The organism is Flavobacterium phragmitis (genome assembly GCF_900112575.1).
Classification (GTDB): domain Bacteria; phylum Bacteroidota; class Bacteroidia; order Flavobacteriales; family Flavobacteriaceae; genus Flavobacterium; species Flavobacterium phragmitis.
In genome coordinates, this window is record NZ_FOMH01000005.1 from 355851 (window position 1) to 373012 (window position 17162).

Annotated in this window: 12 protein-coding genes; 1 reads left to right on the forward strand and 11 read right to left on the reverse strand. The window is 34.8% G+C overall.

The window, feature by feature from the left end:
- Positions 1 to 131: 131 nt before the first annotated feature.
- The 10 genes from BM289_RS11290 to BM289_RS11335 form a co-directional block, all read right to left on the reverse strand.
- Entirely contained in the window at positions 132 to 1550 is a 1419-nt protein-coding gene (locus BM289_RS11290; protein ID WP_091493252.1) for a TolC family protein, read from the reverse strand.
- A 321-nt stretch (positions 1551 to 1871) separates the two neighbouring features.
- Positions 1872 to 5036 (reverse strand): efflux RND transporter permease subunit, encoded by a 3165-nt coding sequence (locus tag BM289_RS11295; protein WP_091493254.1) that lies wholly within the window; start codon positions 5034 to 5036, stop codon positions 1872 to 1874.
- Between the two features lie 12 nt (positions 5037 to 5048).
- Positions 5049 to 6266, reverse strand: coding sequence for an efflux RND transporter periplasmic adaptor subunit (locus BM289_RS11300; RefSeq protein WP_091493409.1), 1218 nt, complete (start codon positions 6264 to 6266; stop codon positions 5049 to 5051).
- A 248-nt stretch (positions 6267 to 6514) separates the two neighbouring features.
- A complete protein-coding gene (locus tag BM289_RS11305; protein WP_008467721.1) occupies positions 6515 to 7108 on the reverse strand; it encodes a TetR/AcrR family transcriptional regulator in 594 nt (197 codons plus the stop codon).
- Positions 7109 to 7590: 482 nt separating this feature from the next.
- The gene (locus BM289_RS11310) at positions 7591 to 8013 is read right to left on the reverse strand and encodes a hypothetical protein (protein ID WP_091493255.1); all 423 of its coding nucleotides are present in this window, start codon (positions 8011 to 8013) and stop codon (positions 7591 to 7593) included.
- A 200-nt stretch (positions 8014 to 8213) separates the two neighbouring features.
- On the reverse strand, positions 8214 to 11318 hold the full coding sequence (locus tag BM289_RS11315; RefSeq protein WP_091493257.1) for an efflux RND transporter permease subunit: 3105 nt from the start codon (positions 11316 to 11318) through the stop codon (positions 8214 to 8216).
- A 31-nt stretch (positions 11319 to 11349) separates the two neighbouring features.
- On the reverse strand, positions 11350 to 12438 hold the full coding sequence (locus tag BM289_RS11320; protein ID WP_091493258.1) for an efflux RND transporter periplasmic adaptor subunit: 1089 nt from the start codon (positions 12436 to 12438) through the stop codon (positions 11350 to 11352).
- A gap of 30 nt (positions 12439 to 12468) precedes the next feature.
- Positions 12469 to 13755: a TolC family protein gene (locus BM289_RS11325; RefSeq protein ID WP_091493260.1), complete on the reverse strand. Its 1287-nt coding sequence runs from the start codon at positions 13753 to 13755 to the stop codon at positions 12469 to 12471.
- Positions 13756 to 13851: 96 nt separating this feature from the next.
- Positions 13852 to 15210 carry a sensor histidine kinase gene (locus BM289_RS11330; RefSeq protein WP_091493262.1) on the reverse strand — a complete coding sequence of 453 codons (1359 nt, stop codon included), beginning with the start codon at positions 15208 to 15210 and terminating at the stop codon, positions 13852 to 13854.
- 2 nt (positions 15211 to 15212) lie between these two features.
- Positions 15213 to 15884 (reverse strand): response regulator transcription factor, encoded by a 672-nt coding sequence (locus tag BM289_RS11335; RefSeq protein WP_091493264.1) that lies wholly within the window; start codon positions 15882 to 15884, stop codon positions 15213 to 15215.
- A gap of 345 nt (positions 15885 to 16229) precedes the next feature.
- Here BM289_RS11335 and BM289_RS11340 point away from each other — a divergent pair, with 345 nt between their 5' ends.
- Positions 16230 to 16667: a cupin domain-containing protein gene (locus tag BM289_RS11340; protein ID WP_091493412.1), complete on the forward strand. Its 438-nt coding sequence runs from the start codon at positions 16230 to 16232 to the stop codon at positions 16665 to 16667.
- 17 nt (positions 16668 to 16684) lie between these two features.
- Here the strand turns inward: BM289_RS11340 and BM289_RS11345 are convergent, their stop codons facing one another.
- The gene (locus tag BM289_RS11345; RefSeq protein WP_143102069.1) at positions 16685 to 17143 is read right to left on the reverse strand and encodes a hypothetical protein; all 459 of its coding nucleotides are present in this window, start codon (positions 17141 to 17143) and stop codon (positions 16685 to 16687) included.
- Positions 17144 to 17162 lie beyond the last annotated feature (19 nt).

The following is a 17162-nucleotide window of genomic DNA, read 5'->3' on the forward strand; positions in this document are numbered from 1 at the left end:
CAATTCGTGGCAAACAAAAAACTTCGCGTCCTAGCGTCTTAGCGGCAAAAAAACAAAAAACGCCATGAAACCTAAGTCTCACAGCGTTTTCCTCTCAAAAAATAAATAATTAACGGGTAATGTAAAGGGTATTATTTCCAACCTCCGCCAAGAGCGCGGTACAAATCTGTATTGGCTGTAAGTTGTTGTCTTTTGATATCAGCAAGTTCCAATTCGCTTTGCAAAAGATTCGCCTGAGCTGTTAAAACTTCCAGATATTCTGCCATACCGTTTTTGAATAAAAGGTTAGCATTTTTAATTGCTTGCTGTAGTGTTTTTACTTTTTCTTTTAAAAACGTTTCCTGTTGCTGTAATTTTTCTACTTTAACCAAAGCATCCGAAACTTCGCTTACGGCAACCAAAACGGACTGTCTGAAAGCTAAAACTGCTTTTTCTCTTTCTGCAACAGCGATATTGTATTGCGTTCTTACTCTTTTGTTGTTTAAAAGAGGCTGAGTTAAACCTCCTGCAACAGTTCCAAATAATGAAGCTGGAATATTGAACCAATTGCTGGTTTCGAAAGAGTTAACGCCGCCTTGAGCCGTAATTCTGAGAGCTGGGTATAAATCCGCTTTCGTAATACCGACATTTGCGTTGGCAGCTTTAAGAGCCAGTTCGGCACTTTTAACATCAGGTCTTCTGCTAACTAGGGTAGAAGGAACTCCAATTGCTGTATTGTTTTTTACTTCAAGAGCACTTAAACGAACAGATCTTTGTTTAGAATTCGGGAAAGAACCCGTTAAAACACTCAAAGCATTTTCCTGAATAGCAATATTTTGTTCCAATAGCGGAATCAATTGTGCTGAGTTTAATTTCTGTGCTTCCGATTGTTGAATCGCTAAATTAGTTACCTGACCCGCATCGTATTTTAATTTGATAATATTGGTTGTACTATCATTTAAACGAAGATTTTGTCTGGCAATATCCAGTTGAGCGTCTAACATCAAAAGATTATAATATCCTCTTGAAACGTTGGCTACTATATTTGTCTGCAATGCTTTTTTTACTTCTTCAGATTGAAGATATCCTGCGTAAGCCCCTTTCTTTTGGTTTCTGATCTTTCCCCAAATATCAGCCTCCCAAGAAAGAGAAGCTCCAGCAGAATAGTCGTCTATATGTTTAGCTCCGATTGCCTGATTTAAGTTCAATCCCGTAAAACTATTGTCTGACGGATTGCTTGTACTTGCGTTTACAAATAAATTAACCTGAGGCACATTTCCCCATTTTGATTGAGTGAATCTGTATTGTGCAATTTCGATGTTCTTTTCGGCAATTTGAAGGTCGTTGTTTCTCGCAACGGCGCTGTCAATTAATTTGATAATATCTTTTTCAGTAAAGAAGTTTTTCCACTCCACATCGGCAATACTAGTTGTATCACTCGAAACCGATGCATTCCTGAAATTCTCAGGAAATGCATCTTTTGGAGTTTCAATATCCTTCGAAACTTTACAGGATATTAAAGTCGTGATCAGAATGGCGAAGGTCACGATTTTGGTTATATGATTTTTCATTAGTCTTTTTTATTAAAATTCCTTTAACCTGTTTGGGTGTAATTTTTTTTAAAACATATAGAAACATAGCTTTTGAAACCGCATAAAAGGCGTTTCACTTGCATAAATTCACATAGATCTATGTGTTAGAAACTAGTTTCTTTCTCTATTCTTTCGAAAAGCAAAAAAAATCTATGTTTCTATGTGTTTAATTTTTTTCTCAACAGATTACTCTATACAAGTATCTTTTCTGGTTTCAAGATCTCTTGAGATTCTGTACGATATATATCCGATGCCAAATATGATGGCTACAAGAATGGTTGTGATATAGTTTTCCATTTATTATTTTTCTTCGTTATGAATTACAGCGATTGGTTTCCCGCTCACTTTTTCTTGTAAATGCTGGAAGATGATGAATAAAACAGGGATGATGAACAAACCTAGAATTACTCCGGAAAGCATCCCTCCAGCTGCCCCGATACTAATGGAATGGTTACCTTGTGCCGATGGACCTTTGGCGCTCATCATTGGTATTAATCCCACCACAAAAGCAAGAGAGGTCATGATAATTGGTCGCAAACGTAATTTTGCTGCCATGATTGAAGCTGCTACTAAACCTTGTCCTGATCTTCTTCGCTGTGCTGCAAATTCCACAATCAAAATGGCATTTTTGGCTAGAAGCCCGATCAGCATGACAAGTGCAACTTGTACGTAAATGTTGTTTTGAATTCCTGTTAAACCAATAGCAGCAAATACTCCAAAAATACCTGCAGGAATTGACAAGATTACTGCCAAAGGCAAAATGTAACTTTCGTACTGTGCAGCAAGTAAGAAATAAACGAATATCAAACACAGTAAGAATATAGTTGCCGATTGTCCTCCTGACGAAATCTCCTCACGCGTTTGGCCCGAGAATTCAAACCCGTAACCTGCAGGCAATTGTTGTGCTGCTACTTCTTCAATAGCTTTAATGGCATCTCCTGAACTAAATCCTGGTTTTGGAATCGCATTAATTGAAATTGAGTTAAACAAATTATATCTAGAAGCGGTTTCAGAACCATAAATACGAGTCAGTTTTACTAAAGTATTTATCGGCACCATTTCGCCTGTTTTGTTTTTTACAAAAACTCTGTCAATCGAAGTCGGATCGGCTCTGTCTTCGATATCAGCCTGAACCACTACACGGTAATATTTACCAAATCGGTTAAAGTCAGATGCTTGTGCACTACCAAAGTAAGCTTGCATCGTTTGTAAAATGTCTTTTACATTGACACCCAATTGATTTGCTTTTTCGTCGTTAACTTCCAATTGCAATTGTGGATAATCGGCTTTGAAAGAAGTAAAGGCAACGGCAATCTCAGGACGTTTCATTAATTCTCCGATAAAATTCTGAGAAACTCCACTGAATTTATCCAGTTTTCCTCCTGTTTTATCTTGCAGAACTAAATCCAATGCTTCAACGTTGCTAAATCCTGGAACGGTTGGGAAACTGAATACGAAGAAACTTCCTCCAGAAATAGATCCCAGTTTACCGCGAACCTGATTCATGATTTCGTCAATATTTTTTATTTCTCCACGTTCTTCGTTTGGTTTAAGCAATACGAAAACTACTGCAGAAGATGGGCTCGTAGAGTTGGTCAACAAGTTGAAACCTGAAATTGCGGTCACAAATCGTGAAGCGTCTAATGCTTTTAAAGTATTCTCAGCTTCGGTCATTACCTTTTGAGTTCCGTCTAATGATGTTCCAGATGGCGTATTTACTGCAATCGCAATAAATCCTTGATCTTCTGTTGGAATAAACCCAGAAGGAGTTGTTTTTACCATCACCACTGTTGCTAAAGTAATTAAAGCTAATCCGCCTAAACTCAACCATTTTCTTCTGATTAAGAATTTAATTCCGCCAACGTAACGATTGGTAAGCGATTCAAAACTGCTGTTGAAAGCACTGAAGAATTTTTCTTTAAATCCTTTTTTCTGATAAGGTTCATTGTGATCGTGTGCTCCGTGATTATCTTTTAAGAATAATGCAGCAAGCGCTGGACTCAATGTTAAGGCATTTACAGCCGAAATTACAATTGCAATTGCCATCGTAAAGGCAAACTGACGATAGAAAACTCCTGTTGAGCCTTCCATAAAACCAACCGGCAGGAATACAGCAGCCATTACCAGCGTAATCGAGATAATAGCACCCGTTATTTCGTGCATTGCTTCATGGGTGGCGATTTTTGGAGACAAACGTTTGTGCTCCATTTTCGCATGCACCGCTTCGACTACCACAATGGCATCATCGACCACAATACCAATCGCTAGAATTAATGCGAAAAGCGTTAAAAGGTTGATCGAAAATCCGAATAACTGCATGAAGAAGAACGTTCCTAAAATTGCTACAGGTACAGCAATAGCCGGGATTAATGTTGATCTAAAATCTTGCAAGAAGATAAATACCACAATGAATACTAAAATGAAAGCTTCAATTAAGGTATGTTCGACCTGTTCGATAGATTGGTCTAAAGATACTTTTGTACTATAGAAAATATTGTGTTTAATACCTTTTGGAAAATCTTTAGAAGCTTTTTCCATCATTTTGTTAATGGCAATCTGAATATCATTTGAGTTAGATCCAGCTAACTGGATAACCCCAATTACGATTCCTTTTTTACCATTTAAACGAGTTAAACTGTTATAAGAGTAAGCTCCAAGTTCAACTCTCGCTACATCTTTTAAGCGAAGTACTGAGCCATCTGCATTAGAACGTATAGCAATATTTTCATAATCTTCTGGTTTGGTTAATTTTCCTTTGTATTTAATAACGTATTCAAAAACTTCTTTGCTTCGCTCTCCAAATTTCCCTGGAGCTGCTTCCAAACTTTTGTCCTGAATTGCGCCCATAACTTCACTTGGCGTCACTTTGTAAGTTGACATTTGTGTTGGATTTAACCAAACACGCATAGAGTAATCTTTTACACCACCAAAAATACTGGCAGAACCTACACCTGGAATACGTTTTAATTCTGGAATAATATTAATCTGTGCATAGTTGGCAACAAAGGTTTGATCGTATTTTGCTTCATCATCAGTGTACATACCAATTGCCATGATGAAACTGTTTTGTTGTTTCGCCGTAACAATACCTTGCTGTACAACTTCAGCAGGAAGCTGACTTGTTGCCTGAGCAACTCTGTTTTGTACGTTTACCGCAGCTTGGTCGGCATCTGTACCCAATTTAAAGAAAACGGTAATAGCCAAAGTACCGTCGTTACTGGCTGTAGAACTCATGTACGTCATGTTTTCTACACCATTTATAGATTCTTCGATAGAAGGTGCCACAGAACGTAAAACCGTTTCTGCGTTGGCTCCCGGATATACCGCCGTTACCAAAACCGATGGAGGCGCAATATCAGGAAACTGTTGTAAAGGCAGTTTAGTTAAACCCAATACCCCCAGAATTACCAATAAAATGGAAATTACGGTTGCCAGTACAGGTCTTTGTATAAATATTTTGAACATTGTGTTTTAGAATTATTTTTGATTAGTTACTTGGGCAACTTTTGTAGATTTCTCTGGCTGAATTGCCTGTCCGTCCTGAAGTTTGTCAATACCGCTCAACACGATTTGGTCGCCAGTTTTTACACCTTCTTTAATTAGATAATTGGTACCGCTTTTACCCACAACTGTAATAGGCATTTTAGTTACTTTGTTGTCTTTGCCTACCGTAAATACAAATACTTTGTCCTGCATTTCAACTGTAGCCGACTGTGGTACCAAAATCGCATTGTCGTGATTTAATCCTAAACGGATTCTTCCTGTGTTTCCAGAACGAAGTGTTCCGTTTGCATTTGGGAAAGTTGCTCTAATTGTGATTGCACCTGTAGTTTTATCAAACTGACCGTCAACCATATCAATTTTTCCGGTTTTAGGATATGCACTGTTATCAGCCAAAATCAAAGTAACAGGAGGTAATTTTCTGATTTTATCGCCTAGTGAACTACCTGCATATTGCTCTTTAAAATTGATAAAATCAGTTTCACCTAAAGAGAAATAAGCAAATACTTCATGAACGTCTGATAAAGTAGTTAACGGTTCAATATCTGTAGCAGAAACTAGACTTCCTTGTTTTTTAGGCAGTCTTCCAATGTATCCGCTAACTGGAGCAGTTACGTTTGTATATCCTAAATTAATTTTAGCAGAACCTACCATTGCTTTTGCTTGTTCAATATTGGCAGTGGCAATTTTTTGAGAAGCTTTAGCCGTTTTTAATTGATAATCAGAAACTACTTTGTTTTGCACTAAAGGAGTTAATTTGTCAACTTCTAAGTTTGCATTGATCAAAGCGGCTTCAGCTGCATGAAGACTTGCTAAAGCATTGTTTAACTGCTCACGGAATGGACGCTCATTGATTTTAAATAAAGTTTGTCCTTTGCTTACATAAGCACCTTCGTCTACATAAATTCTGTCAAGGTTTCCGCTCACTTGAGGGCGAATTTCAACATCAACAGTTCCTTGTATAGAAGCAGGATATTCAGAGTCAGTTGTTGTATTTGCACTTGTGATAGCTAATACTGGTAAAACCGGTGGAGGTGGAGCAGTAGGTGCCTGATTTTTGTCGGCACAGCTACTTAAAACTAAGGCCAGAATAAAACTGGTTATAATTACATTTTTCATTTTCATAGTGGTTTTAATTGGTTGAACATTTTCTCGGATAAAATTCTTTGGTATTCTGGCATTCTCGGGATTCATATTTAATTGAATTAAATTATCTAACGTTGTTAAGTTAAAGTGCGCTAATTTCCATACAGTAAGTTTTTCCAATTCTATTCCAAAATCAGTATTAAATTATCTAACGTTGTTAAGTAAAAGTCTAAAAAAAGAGCTTTTATTACCTTTATTAAATTTTCTAACAGTGTTAAGCGAAAGTTATAAAAAAAAGGATTCTATGTTATCCCGTTTAAATTATTTTACACTGTTAAGTAAAATTGAAAAATTTTTTATTGTATAGATTTGATGATACCTGTGATGGCATCCTTCAAAATCTGAGCATTTATGGTTTCTAAAATATCACTTTTGTTAATGATGTTGATGGCAATTAAGCCATGAATAACAGAAAAGAAAGTAAAATATTTTTGTTTTATGATATCTTCACTAGGATTGCTGTCCTTCATGATTTCAGCAATAACTCCAGTAAACAATTTGTAAGGTGCCTCTTGAGCCGAACATCGCTGTGCACAGCAAGTCATTTGAACACCAAACATAAGTTGATACATTTCAGTATTAGTAAAAGCAAAATCCCAATAAGTCATCCACATGGCTTCTAACTGATCTTCTGGTTTTTCAAACTTGTCTTTTGCAGTCTGCAATTCTTTAGCCAGTTTAATAAAACCTTTGCCTGTCAGTTCTTCTAAAATTGCTTCTTTATTCGAGAAATATTCATAAATAATAGGAGCAGTATATTCGATTCTGTCGGCAATTTTACGCATACTCAAACCATTCCAGCCTTCATCTTTTACGATATCATAAGCAGCGCCAAGAATATTATTTCTTGTCTCTTCTTTTTGTCTTAAAATTCGATCTTTGCTAGCCATTGTATTCAAGTATTAAATCGTTTAACACTGTTAGGCAAATGTATGGCGGATTTTCGAATTTCAAAATATTTTTATCATAATATTTTCTTATCGTACAATAGATTGATTTGAAAAGCTTGATTTTACTGGGGTTTGAGTTTTTAAATATTTTTTAGAAGCAGCACATTTTTTGTTTTTAAGGACGTTTTGTCCTGCTCTTTACTATATCTTTTTATGGTCTCGTTAAAGAAACAAGACCATAAAAGGATACCGTTTCGATGAGAAGGTATCTTTTTCATAAGAACTTTGTTAAATTGAAGTTTGTCATTTTTCGACTAAGGAGAATCACACGTGCAAATTGACAAAGATTGGAGATTTGCATCGTCTGTCCTCTATCGCTTCAGTTTCGTATTTCGAAAAGATAATATCATTAAAAATTATAGAGGAAAAATAAATATTGCAGTAACCTGTTTTAAATCACTTTATAATACAAGTTTTTTTATTTATTCAGCTTTCCGATTAATATGAATAATAACAGGATTTCGGCCATCTAAATCTCTTTTATAGCGTCCATATAAACCAATTTCAAGAATATCTGTTATATCACATTTTATTTCATCTGGACTTACATAAGTATACATTCCATACCCATGTCCTGAAACAATCCAGCCTTCTGTTTTTTTTAAATCGGTAACATCAAAATCAGCTGCGTGGGTTCCTGTATAAACTGGACCAAATTCTTTCATTAGTTTTATAGCTTCACTTTCCAAATCCGGAATTATATCGGCGTTTTCAAAAATGATGTAAGTTCCATTTTTAAATAAAACCCAATTCTGAAATTTTTCATTTATGCTAAGTTTTACATGATTCAGAAGTTTATTTTCTTCCTTCTCATTTAAGTTTTGACTGTCAGCTTTCTTTTTCATAATAAAGAGAATTTAAATGAATAAATGTATTTTTTGAATGATTTAAAGATTTTTATGCTAAACTGTTTTTAAAGTATCTTGCCCTTAAAAGTTTTAATTATATCACTATAGGGTATTTTTTAGATTTGTTGTATTCGAATAAAAGCACCTTCAAACATTAAGTCTAAAGGTGCTTTTTCTCAATTTATATAATAGTAAGATTAAGATTCTTCGTTGCTTTTATCTTTCTTACGATATACCAAATAAAATACTTGTGGTAATACTGTTAGCGATAAAATCATACAGGTTATTAATCCTCCCACAATCATAATAGCTAATGGTTTTTGTACTTCAGAACCCATTCCTGTTGATAGTGCAGCAGGCAATAATCCTAGAGATCCCATAAGTGCAATCATTACGATTGGTCGGATTCTACTGTGAATTCCGTGTGCAATAGCATCTCTTAAATGCATTCCGGCACGCATATTTTCCCTAATCATCCCGATGAGGACAATACTGTCAATTGCGCTGACACCAAACAGGATAATAAATCCAATTCCTGCTGATATCCCGAATACTGTTCCAGTTACCCAAAGCGACAAGAATCCACCAATGAATGCGTAAGGCATTGCAGTTACAGCAATCATAGTATCTTTGAAATTACCAAAATTAAAATACAATAAACATAAAATCAATACCAAAACAACAGGAACAATCATCGCTAATTGTTTAGAGGCTCTTTCTTTACTTTCAAATTCTCCAGCCCATTTAATCACATTTTCCTTAGGAAGTTTTACTTCTGCAACTACTTTTTTCTGTGCTTCTTCAATGGTGCTTCCTAAATCGCGTCCTTCAATATTAAATCCTACAGCGATATAACGGCTGTTTCCTTCTCGATAAATAAAAGTTGGGCCTGTTTTGTATTCTACAGTTGCAATTTCTTTCAAAGGCACTTTTTTACCATTCATGGTTGGAATCAGGATGCCTTCAATTTTTTCTTTTGAGTCACGATATTCTTTTTCAAAACGTAAAGTGATATCAAAGATTTTTTCCTCATCATAATATTTAGTAGCGGCTTGTCCTCCAATTGTCATTCTAATTACAGCTTGCGCATCGGCTGTTGTTATGGCATATCGAGCCATTTTTTCGTCGTGCAGCTGAATTCGTAATTCGGGCAGACCAATATTTTTATAAACATTAATATCCTCGATTCCTCTTACGTCTTTAATTGAGTTGGCCACTTTTCCTGCCATTTCTTCTAGTTCAAAAAGATCGTTTCCAAAAATTTTGATTGCGAGCGGACTTTTGACACCGGCAACATATTCTTCAACGTTATCTTGAATAGGCTGACTGAAACCAAAGGCGATTCCCGGATATACATCGAGTATTTTTTTGATTTCGGAAATCAATTCCTCTTTGCTGATATCATGTTTCCATTCGTCTTTATGTTTTAATTCGATATGAAATTCAATATTAAAAAAACCTGTTGGATCTGTTCCGTCATTAGGTCTTCCCGTTTGTGAAAGGACAAATTTTACTTCTTCAAACTTCCTGATTTTGGCCTTCATTTCTTTCGTCAACCTTACTGATTCATCAAGATTGATGCTGTTTGGCAATGTTGCTCTTACATAAATAGCTCCTTCATTCAGTTTCGGAATAAATTCTGAACCGTAAAATGCAAATCGTACACAGCAGATTGCTAATAAAACTAAAAACGCATATATAGTTGTTTTGCGATGTTTGGTACTCCATTGAAACAGCTTATACAGATTTTCTCTAAAGAAACGCGAAATCATATTTTCTTTCTCGACAATATTTTTCTTCAACATTACTTTACACATTGCGGGAACATAAGTTAGAGATAATATCAATGAACCTAACAATGCATAACCTAGAGTAAAGGCTAGGGGAGAGAACATTTTTCCTTCTACTTTAGTAAAAGAAAAAATAGGCATTAGCGCCACGATCAAAATAATTAGTGCAAAGAAAATATAGGTAGCAACACTTCCAACGCTTTTCTTGATAAGCCCCATTTTACTCATGCTGTTAAAACGTTCCATTCCCACTTTATGCGCTTTCTTTTCGAGGGAAACAAAGACTTGTTCAACAATAACGAGAGTTCCTTCCAGAAGTAATCCAAAATCTAACGCTCCCATCGAAATTAAATTGGCAGGCAATCCTTGAATTCGCAACATTACAATAGCAAATAAGAACGCAAGCGGAATTACAGAAGCGACAATTAATGACGTTCTCCAGTTGTAAAGGAATATAAACACAATTAACGACACCAATAAAACGCCTTCAACAAGGTTTTTGGTAACCGTTTTTACGGTTGTATTGACTAATTCTGTACGGTCAATAAACGGAACTATTTTTACATTATCCGGTAAAACTCTTTCGTTAAGTTCTTCAAGACGTACTTTTAGTTTCTTGATTACTTCTCCCGGATTTTCACCTCGAAGCATTACAACAATACCTTCAACAACATCATCATTTCCGTCTAAACCAACTTGTCCTAGTCTTGGTTTTGCTGAAATGGAAACTTCGGCTACATTTTTTACCAATATAGGCGCAGAACCTTTGGTTTCAATTAAAATATTCCCAATGTCTTCGATTTTGTTGATTAATCCAACGCCTCGAACAACGTAAGCCTGATCGCCACGCTGAATAACATCGCCTCCAACGTTGATATTACTTTTTGAAACGGCTTCGTAAACATCTAATGCCGATAAATTGTAATTCTCTAATTGTGTTGGATTGATTTTGATTTCGAACATTTTTTCTTCACCGCCAAAACTTACCACATCGGCAACACCTGGAACCGAGATCAATTCTCTTTCGATTACCCAATCCTGAATGGCTTTGATTTCTTTGATGGGCAAATCACTTTTGATTACATATCGAAATATTTCACCAGTTGCTCCGGAAGGTGGATCGATTTCTACATCGGCCCCTTCCGGAAGATCAAGTCCGTTAAGGCGATTTGAAGCATATTGTTGTGCGTAAAAATCTTCGACACCATCGTCAAATAATACGGTTACAACCGATAATCCAAAAAGCGAAATAGAGCGTACTTCTGCTTTTTTGGGTATCGTATTCATTTGTTTTGAAATAGGAAGCGTGATGAACTTTTCTACTTCTTCGGCACTTCTTCCTGGCCATTGTGTAATGATTCTCGCCCTTGTATTGGTCACATCTGGAAAAGCTTCAATGGGTGTATGAATATAGCTTACGATACCGGCGACTAATAATATAGCGGTCAGGAAAAAAACGATGAGGGAGTTTTTTAGCGAGAAAGCTACTAAACCTTGTACAAATTTTTTCATGTCTTATTGTGTTTATCCATTTTTAGGATAATTAGTTTTTTAATCTTTCGTGTATTAAGAGCTGATTTTTGGTAATAACCATTTCACCTTCGTTGACTCCTTTGTCAAAATAAACCCAGTTGTTGTTTTTTATAATCGGATTAATTTCTCTGGTTTCTATTGTACAGTCATTTTTGTAGATTAAAATATGATCGCGATTGTTGTCAAAAATGACTGCTTTTGCAGGAACGGCGACTAATGTTTCGCCACCTAGACTTTTATCAATAATGATATCTGCGGTCATTCCTGGTTTTAGTTTTAAGTTTTTGTTTTCCATTACGATTCTTGCTTTCAAAACGTGTTCATCGGCATCAAAAACTTTGGCCATCATTTTTATTTTTCCTTTAAAAATTTCTCCCGGATATGCTGGTGTTGTAACATCTACGGGCATATTTTCAGAGATGTTTTTTAAATTACTGGTATAAACATTTACCAAAACCCAGATTTCTTTTAGGTCAGAAATGGTAAAAAGGGGTTCGCTACCATCTGTAATCTGCATTCCCGGACTTATATTTTTGTCTACGATATAACCTTCTGTTGGTGCTTTTATCTGAAATACAGATCTTTCACTGCTGGCACTGAACATGGCCAGATTGGCTCTTACGTTTTCAAGCGATGATTTTAAAACATCCAATTCGCTTTGTGCCTGCATTAAATCTTTTTGAGAAGAAATTCCATCTTCAAACATAGATTTAACCGATTGTAAATTGCGCTGTGCTACCGTAATTTGCGATTGCAATGATTTGCTTTCAGACTGCATACTGTTTAATTCGGTACTTTTTATTTCTGCCAGAACCTGTCCTTTTCTAACATAATCTCCCAAAGAGAAAGCCGTTTTGGTAATAATGCCTTCAACAAGGCTGTTAAACTGAACGACATTATCACCATTGTAAGTAATATTTCCAGTAAGATTTATTGATTCGCTTACAGGACGTTTTTGTACTGACTCTATTGTAATTTTTTCTTTTAGATCTTTATCAATGCAGAACTTTTCGTCTTTCGTTTCTTTTACTTCTTCTTTTTTTCCGCATCCATAAACGAGCATTAACCCAAGTATTGGGAATACAATATATTTTTTCATTTTTGATGTTATTTTTTATATAATTAAGTTTTAATTGATTTCCTGACCTGAGATATAGCGCAGTTCTTCCAGATTTTTGTTGAGGTCTTTTTTAGCATTAAGAAGGATTGATTTATTGTCTAAATAGGCATCGACAAAATCCAGAAATTCCAGCATACTGGTGTTTTTCTGCATGAAGTTTTTGCGATAAGCTTCTAGAAGTTTATCCAAATCCTCTTCGTAATTGGCTTCTACATTTTCGTATAATTTTTTCGTTGCCAATAAATCTTCATAAGATTGCAACACTTCCGATTGTACGCTTAATGTTTTCTCTTCAGTTAATAATTTTCCCTGATCTACTGCCAGTTTTGCAGCTTTAACATTTCCTTGATTTCTATTAAAAAAAGGAAGATCAAGAGAGAAACCAACTCCTACGAAATCATTCATTAAACTCGCTCCGCGGTCATAGCTTACACCAAGGGTAACGTCTGGAGTTCGCATCGCTCTTTCGTATTTGTATTTGTTTTCGTTATAATCGTTTCCAAGTTTAAGAACTTTCATGTCTGGACGATTTTCTACAGCCGAAGCCATAAGATTTCCTAAGTTGATGTTTTCAATGTTTTTATTATCAGGAACAAAACCATCATAAGTAAGTTTGATAAAGCTTGCAGCAGGAAGGTTCATTAAAACTTTAAGCTCTTTTTGCAGCGCATTATTGTCTTTTTGTAAATCACTTATTTCTTTTAAAAAACCAAGTTCAGTTGCTTTTAATCTAATATATTCACCTTTGCCAACATTGCCTTGTTTTACCTGATTGCTGTAAGCTTTTAGTAAAGTCTGCATAGACGAAAGTTGTTTTTTGTAAATCGCTGTTTGAGCTTGATTGTATTGAAGTTCCGTTAGATTGCCACGAAATTCAATTTTTAGATTACGCAAAAAAGTCTTGAAGTATTCTTTGGCAATAGCCGCATTCACTTTTTCCATGGCAATCATCTTTTTGCGTTTTCCGGCAGTCTGAATAAGCTGTTCTAATTCTGCAGTGACTTGAGATGTTTTACCAAAATTTCCCCATAATGGAGGAAGTTGTTGTGCCGTAGCATTGTTCCAAAGATTGATTTCGCCAATAGTCAGTGTTGGATTAGGCCATAATTTTGCCTGAATTACCTGTGCATCGGCAATATCGATGTTTAGTTTTTCGGAAATAAGAGAAATATTCTTTTCCAGAAATAAAGCCTCGGCTTTTGTTCTAGAAAGAACAATTGTATCGTTTATTGCAGTAAGCTGCGCCACACTTTTGTGTGAAACAATAACAAACAAGGTTAAAAGTATACGTTTCAAATTAAGTAGTTTAAATATCCTGCAAAGTTATCTGCGGTATATTAGCCACTAATTTGATGTATATTATAAGGCGGTTAGAGCTGGATTAGAAAACGATTAGAGTGGCGGAAACTCTAATGTTACCGTTGTTCCCTGATCTTTTTTGGAAGTAATGGTAAAGTTTATATTGTTTTGTTTAAAGATAATATTGGCCAATGAAAGTCCAACGCCACTGCCTTTTATATCTTTTACATTTTTGCCTCTGTAAAAAGTTTGTTTGATAAATAATAAATCGTCTTCGCTGATTCCGGTTCCGCGGTCTTCGATTATAATTTTAAGTTGATTATCTTGCTGAAGCAGACTTATTTTAATCGGGTTTCCGTTAGAATATTTGACAGCATTTTCGATAATATTATACAAAGCAATTTTAATTTCGTTGTTGTTTCCTTTTATAGAAAGCAATTTGTCATTTTCAACTTCAAGGACAATTTGTATCGGTGACCTTTTGAGTTCATAAATATCTGGTAATTGATCGTTTATGTCCCAAAGTAATTCATCGACTCTAAAAATTTCATTGAGTTCTGTATTGTTTCGAAGCCCCGAAAGCATCATGAGTGTATTCAAAGTATCTTCTATCTGATAGACGTTTTCTAATACTTTCTCAGACATTTCTCTGTATTCTGTACTTGTTCTGTCTTTTTGAGCAAATACTTCAAGATTTCCTGAAATTGCGGTTAAAGGTGTTTTGAATTCATGCGAAACATAATTGATAAAATTCTTCTGAATGACAAAGGTGTCTGATAATCTGTTGAATAAGTTATTGTAAGTTGCTACAAGTTCCTGAATGTCATCTTTCGTATCGGGAATAACGATTTGCCGATGGAGAGATGAAGCCTGAATTTCATTTACCTGATCGATGATATTTTTTATTGGACTGTAAGCCAAATTAGAAAGAACACGGCTTACAATATAAATAGTTATTAATCCAATGATTAAGACCATAATCATAATAATCTGCAGTCTATCGGTCATGGTTTTGAATTCGACATCGTTCTTTTTTACAAAAACAACAAAATCTCCTTGATTGTCATGGTAATAACTTCCGAAATAGAAATGATGCTTTGATTTAAAGCTTAATTTTCGGTTTTTTCGAATATAATCAAGTCTTTCACGATTTATATTGTTATCTGAAGTTTTGTCTCCATAAACAATTTGATTTCGTTTATCATAAACCCGCGTAATGATTTCTACCGAATTTTCTCTGAATTGCTGTCCAATTAACAAATGCTGATTATCTGGTAATTCATCTTTTTCCAGATAAAAAATACCCGTTAAAAGACATGTTTTTTGAAGCTCATTATAAACAATTTTTTCAGAATATGTATAGAATGAAAGATAGGTTATAATAGAAGCAATGACAAATACAACGCTAAAAGTCAAAGAAGATATTAGAGTAAATCGATTACGTATTCTCATGATTATTCTTTAAGCATATATCCTGTACCTTTTATGGTATGAATAAATTTATGATTACGCTCAATTTTGTTTCTCAGATACGACACATAAACATCAACCACATTGGTGTTATTGTCGTAATTAATTCCCCAAACAGCTTTTAATATCTGGGTTCTTGAAATGACCTTATTTCGGTTTTCCAATAAAAAAAGCAGGAGTTTATATTCTCTCGGAGACAAATCGATCAATTCATTATTTTCGGTAACCTTATGTTCTTCAGGATTTATAGTTAAACTTCCTAAATTATACAAAGTTGCTGCTTTGTCGTAGTTAAATTTTGTTCGTCTTGTTAAGGCATTAACTCTCGAAATCAATTCTTTAAAATGAAAAGGCTTAACCAAATAATCATCTGCGCCAGAATCTAATGCATTAACCTTATCATCGGTGTCGCTCAAGGCGCTGAGCATTAAAATCGGTGTATGATTTTTTTTAAAACGCATTAATTTAGTTAATTGAATACCGTCTATTCCAGGAAGCATAATATCCATTAAAATAATATCCCAAATATCATGTTGGATAAGATCTCTGGCAATTTCTCCAGTCTCAGCAAGATGAACAGTAAAATTATTTTCTTCTAATCCTTTTACTATAAAATCGCTGATGCGCTTATCATCTTCAATAAGTAAAACATTCATAAATGGTAAATTATAATGGTTGCTGTTTTGACTAAAACCGAAATGTGATAATCAAATTTTTAGATAAATTGTTTCGATAAAGATTCCCAAAAATAACATTTAATAAGTGAAGGAGATGTTAAATTGGAAAAATTGTAACATAACGACTTTTCCTTGCAGTAGATTTTTAGGAGTAATGAACTAAAGAAAAGCTATCGTTGACCAGTACAAGCGCCACAATTTGGCCAGGCTGAGAGAAGTTGAAGCCACACATCTAAATATTTGATTTTTACGAAGTGTCTTTATAACAAAAACATGAATGCAATTAGCTGTATCGATATTTTTCGTAACATTACAAGAAAAAAAATGAAGACACTAACTACTATAAAAACCACAGTCGCAGTTTTATTCTTCCAGCAGATTGCCTTTTCTCAGGAAACCAAAAAAGAAACTACACCGCCACAATACACAATCGAAAACTGTGTCAACCATTTTGAAATAGACAAAGCAAAGAAAACCAAAGTCGGGTATCAATATTGGTTTGCCGATAAGGATTTCACTCAGGAAAATACTTTAAAAATGAGTATCGTTGAACCAGGAAAATCTACCCATGCGCCACATCATCATCCTGAGGAAGAATTTTTCTACATCCTAGAAGGCACAGCCGAATTCTTTTTAAACGGAAAAACCGTGACCGCTGGCCCAAATACCAGTTTTTATTGCCCGCCAAATGCGGAACACGGAATTAGTAATGCGGGAAAGACGGATTTAAAATATTTGGTGATTAAGAAGGATTTGAGGTAAGCGTTCTTCTCATGTATTTATTCTTCTTCTTCTTCTAAAACCACATTACGCGACTTTCTAAAATAATTTATCAAAAGTCCAATAAAACTTGATACTAAGTTAAGTAGAAGCATGCATAAAAAGTATTCAAGTTCTAAGGCATTTTTACCAATAACCAAATCTAATCTTTTAGATAAAACGGGCTGATAATTATAGAATTGCCAATTTTCATAATTGGTAAATTCATAGTAATGAATTTTTATTGTTCGAAGTAACAAAACTGCTGGAATAAAAAGCAGCACTGAAACTATTATAGAAAGCTTATTGTTGATGTAATTAATGATGAAGCATAAAATCAAATTCATCAAAACACTCAGAATGAGGAAGAAGATTGCTAATTCTTTTAAAAGAGGATAAGAACTAAGACATCCGAATATTGTTAAAAGGATTATTATGCTAGTACTAATAATAAATGAAGTTTTTAAGTTTTGTATCATTTTTTCATTCAATTTTTTT

Bases quoted from the DNA above. Each gene is read 5' to 3' on its own strand.
- BM289_RS11315 (WP_091493257.1), bottom strand. From the start codon at position 11,318: ATGAAAAAATTTGTACAAGGTTTAGTAGCTTTCTCGCTAAAAAACTCC.
- BM289_RS11295 (WP_091493254.1), bottom strand. From the start codon at position 5,036: ATGTTCAAAATATTTATACAAAGACCTGTACTGGCAACCGTAATTTCC.
- BM289_RS11310 (WP_091493255.1), bottom strand. From the start codon at position 8,013: ATGAAAAAGAAAGCTGACAGTCAAAACTTAAATGAGAAGGAAGAAAAT.
- BM289_RS11320 (WP_091493258.1), bottom strand. From the start codon at position 12,438: ATGAAAAAATATATTGTATTCCCAATACTTGGGTTAATGCTCGTTTAT.
- BM289_RS11340 (WP_091493412.1), top strand. From the start codon at position 16,230: ATGAAGACACTAACTACTATAAAAACCACAGTCGCAGTTTTATTCTTC.
- BM289_RS11300 (WP_091493409.1), bottom strand. From the start codon at position 6,266: ATGAATCCCGAGAATGCCAGAATACCAAAGAATTTTATCCGAGAAAAT.
- BM289_RS11290 (WP_091493252.1), bottom strand. From the start codon at position 1,550: ATGAAAAATCATATAACCAAAATCGTGACCTTCGCCATTCTGATCACG.
- BM289_RS11305 (WP_008467721.1), bottom strand. From the start codon at position 7,108: ATGGCTAGCAAAGATCGAATTTTAAGACAAAAAGAAGAGACAAGAAAT.
- BM289_RS11335 (WP_091493264.1), bottom strand. From the start codon at position 15,884: ATGAATGTTTTACTTATTGAAGATGATAAGCGCATCAGCGATTTTATA.
- BM289_RS11330 (WP_091493262.1), bottom strand. From the start codon at position 15,210: ATGAGAATACGTAATCGATTTACTCTAATATCTTCTTTGACTTTTAGC.
- BM289_RS11345 (WP_143102069.1), bottom strand. From the start codon at position 17,143: ATGATACAAAACTTAAAAACTTCATTTATTATTAGTACTAGCATAATA.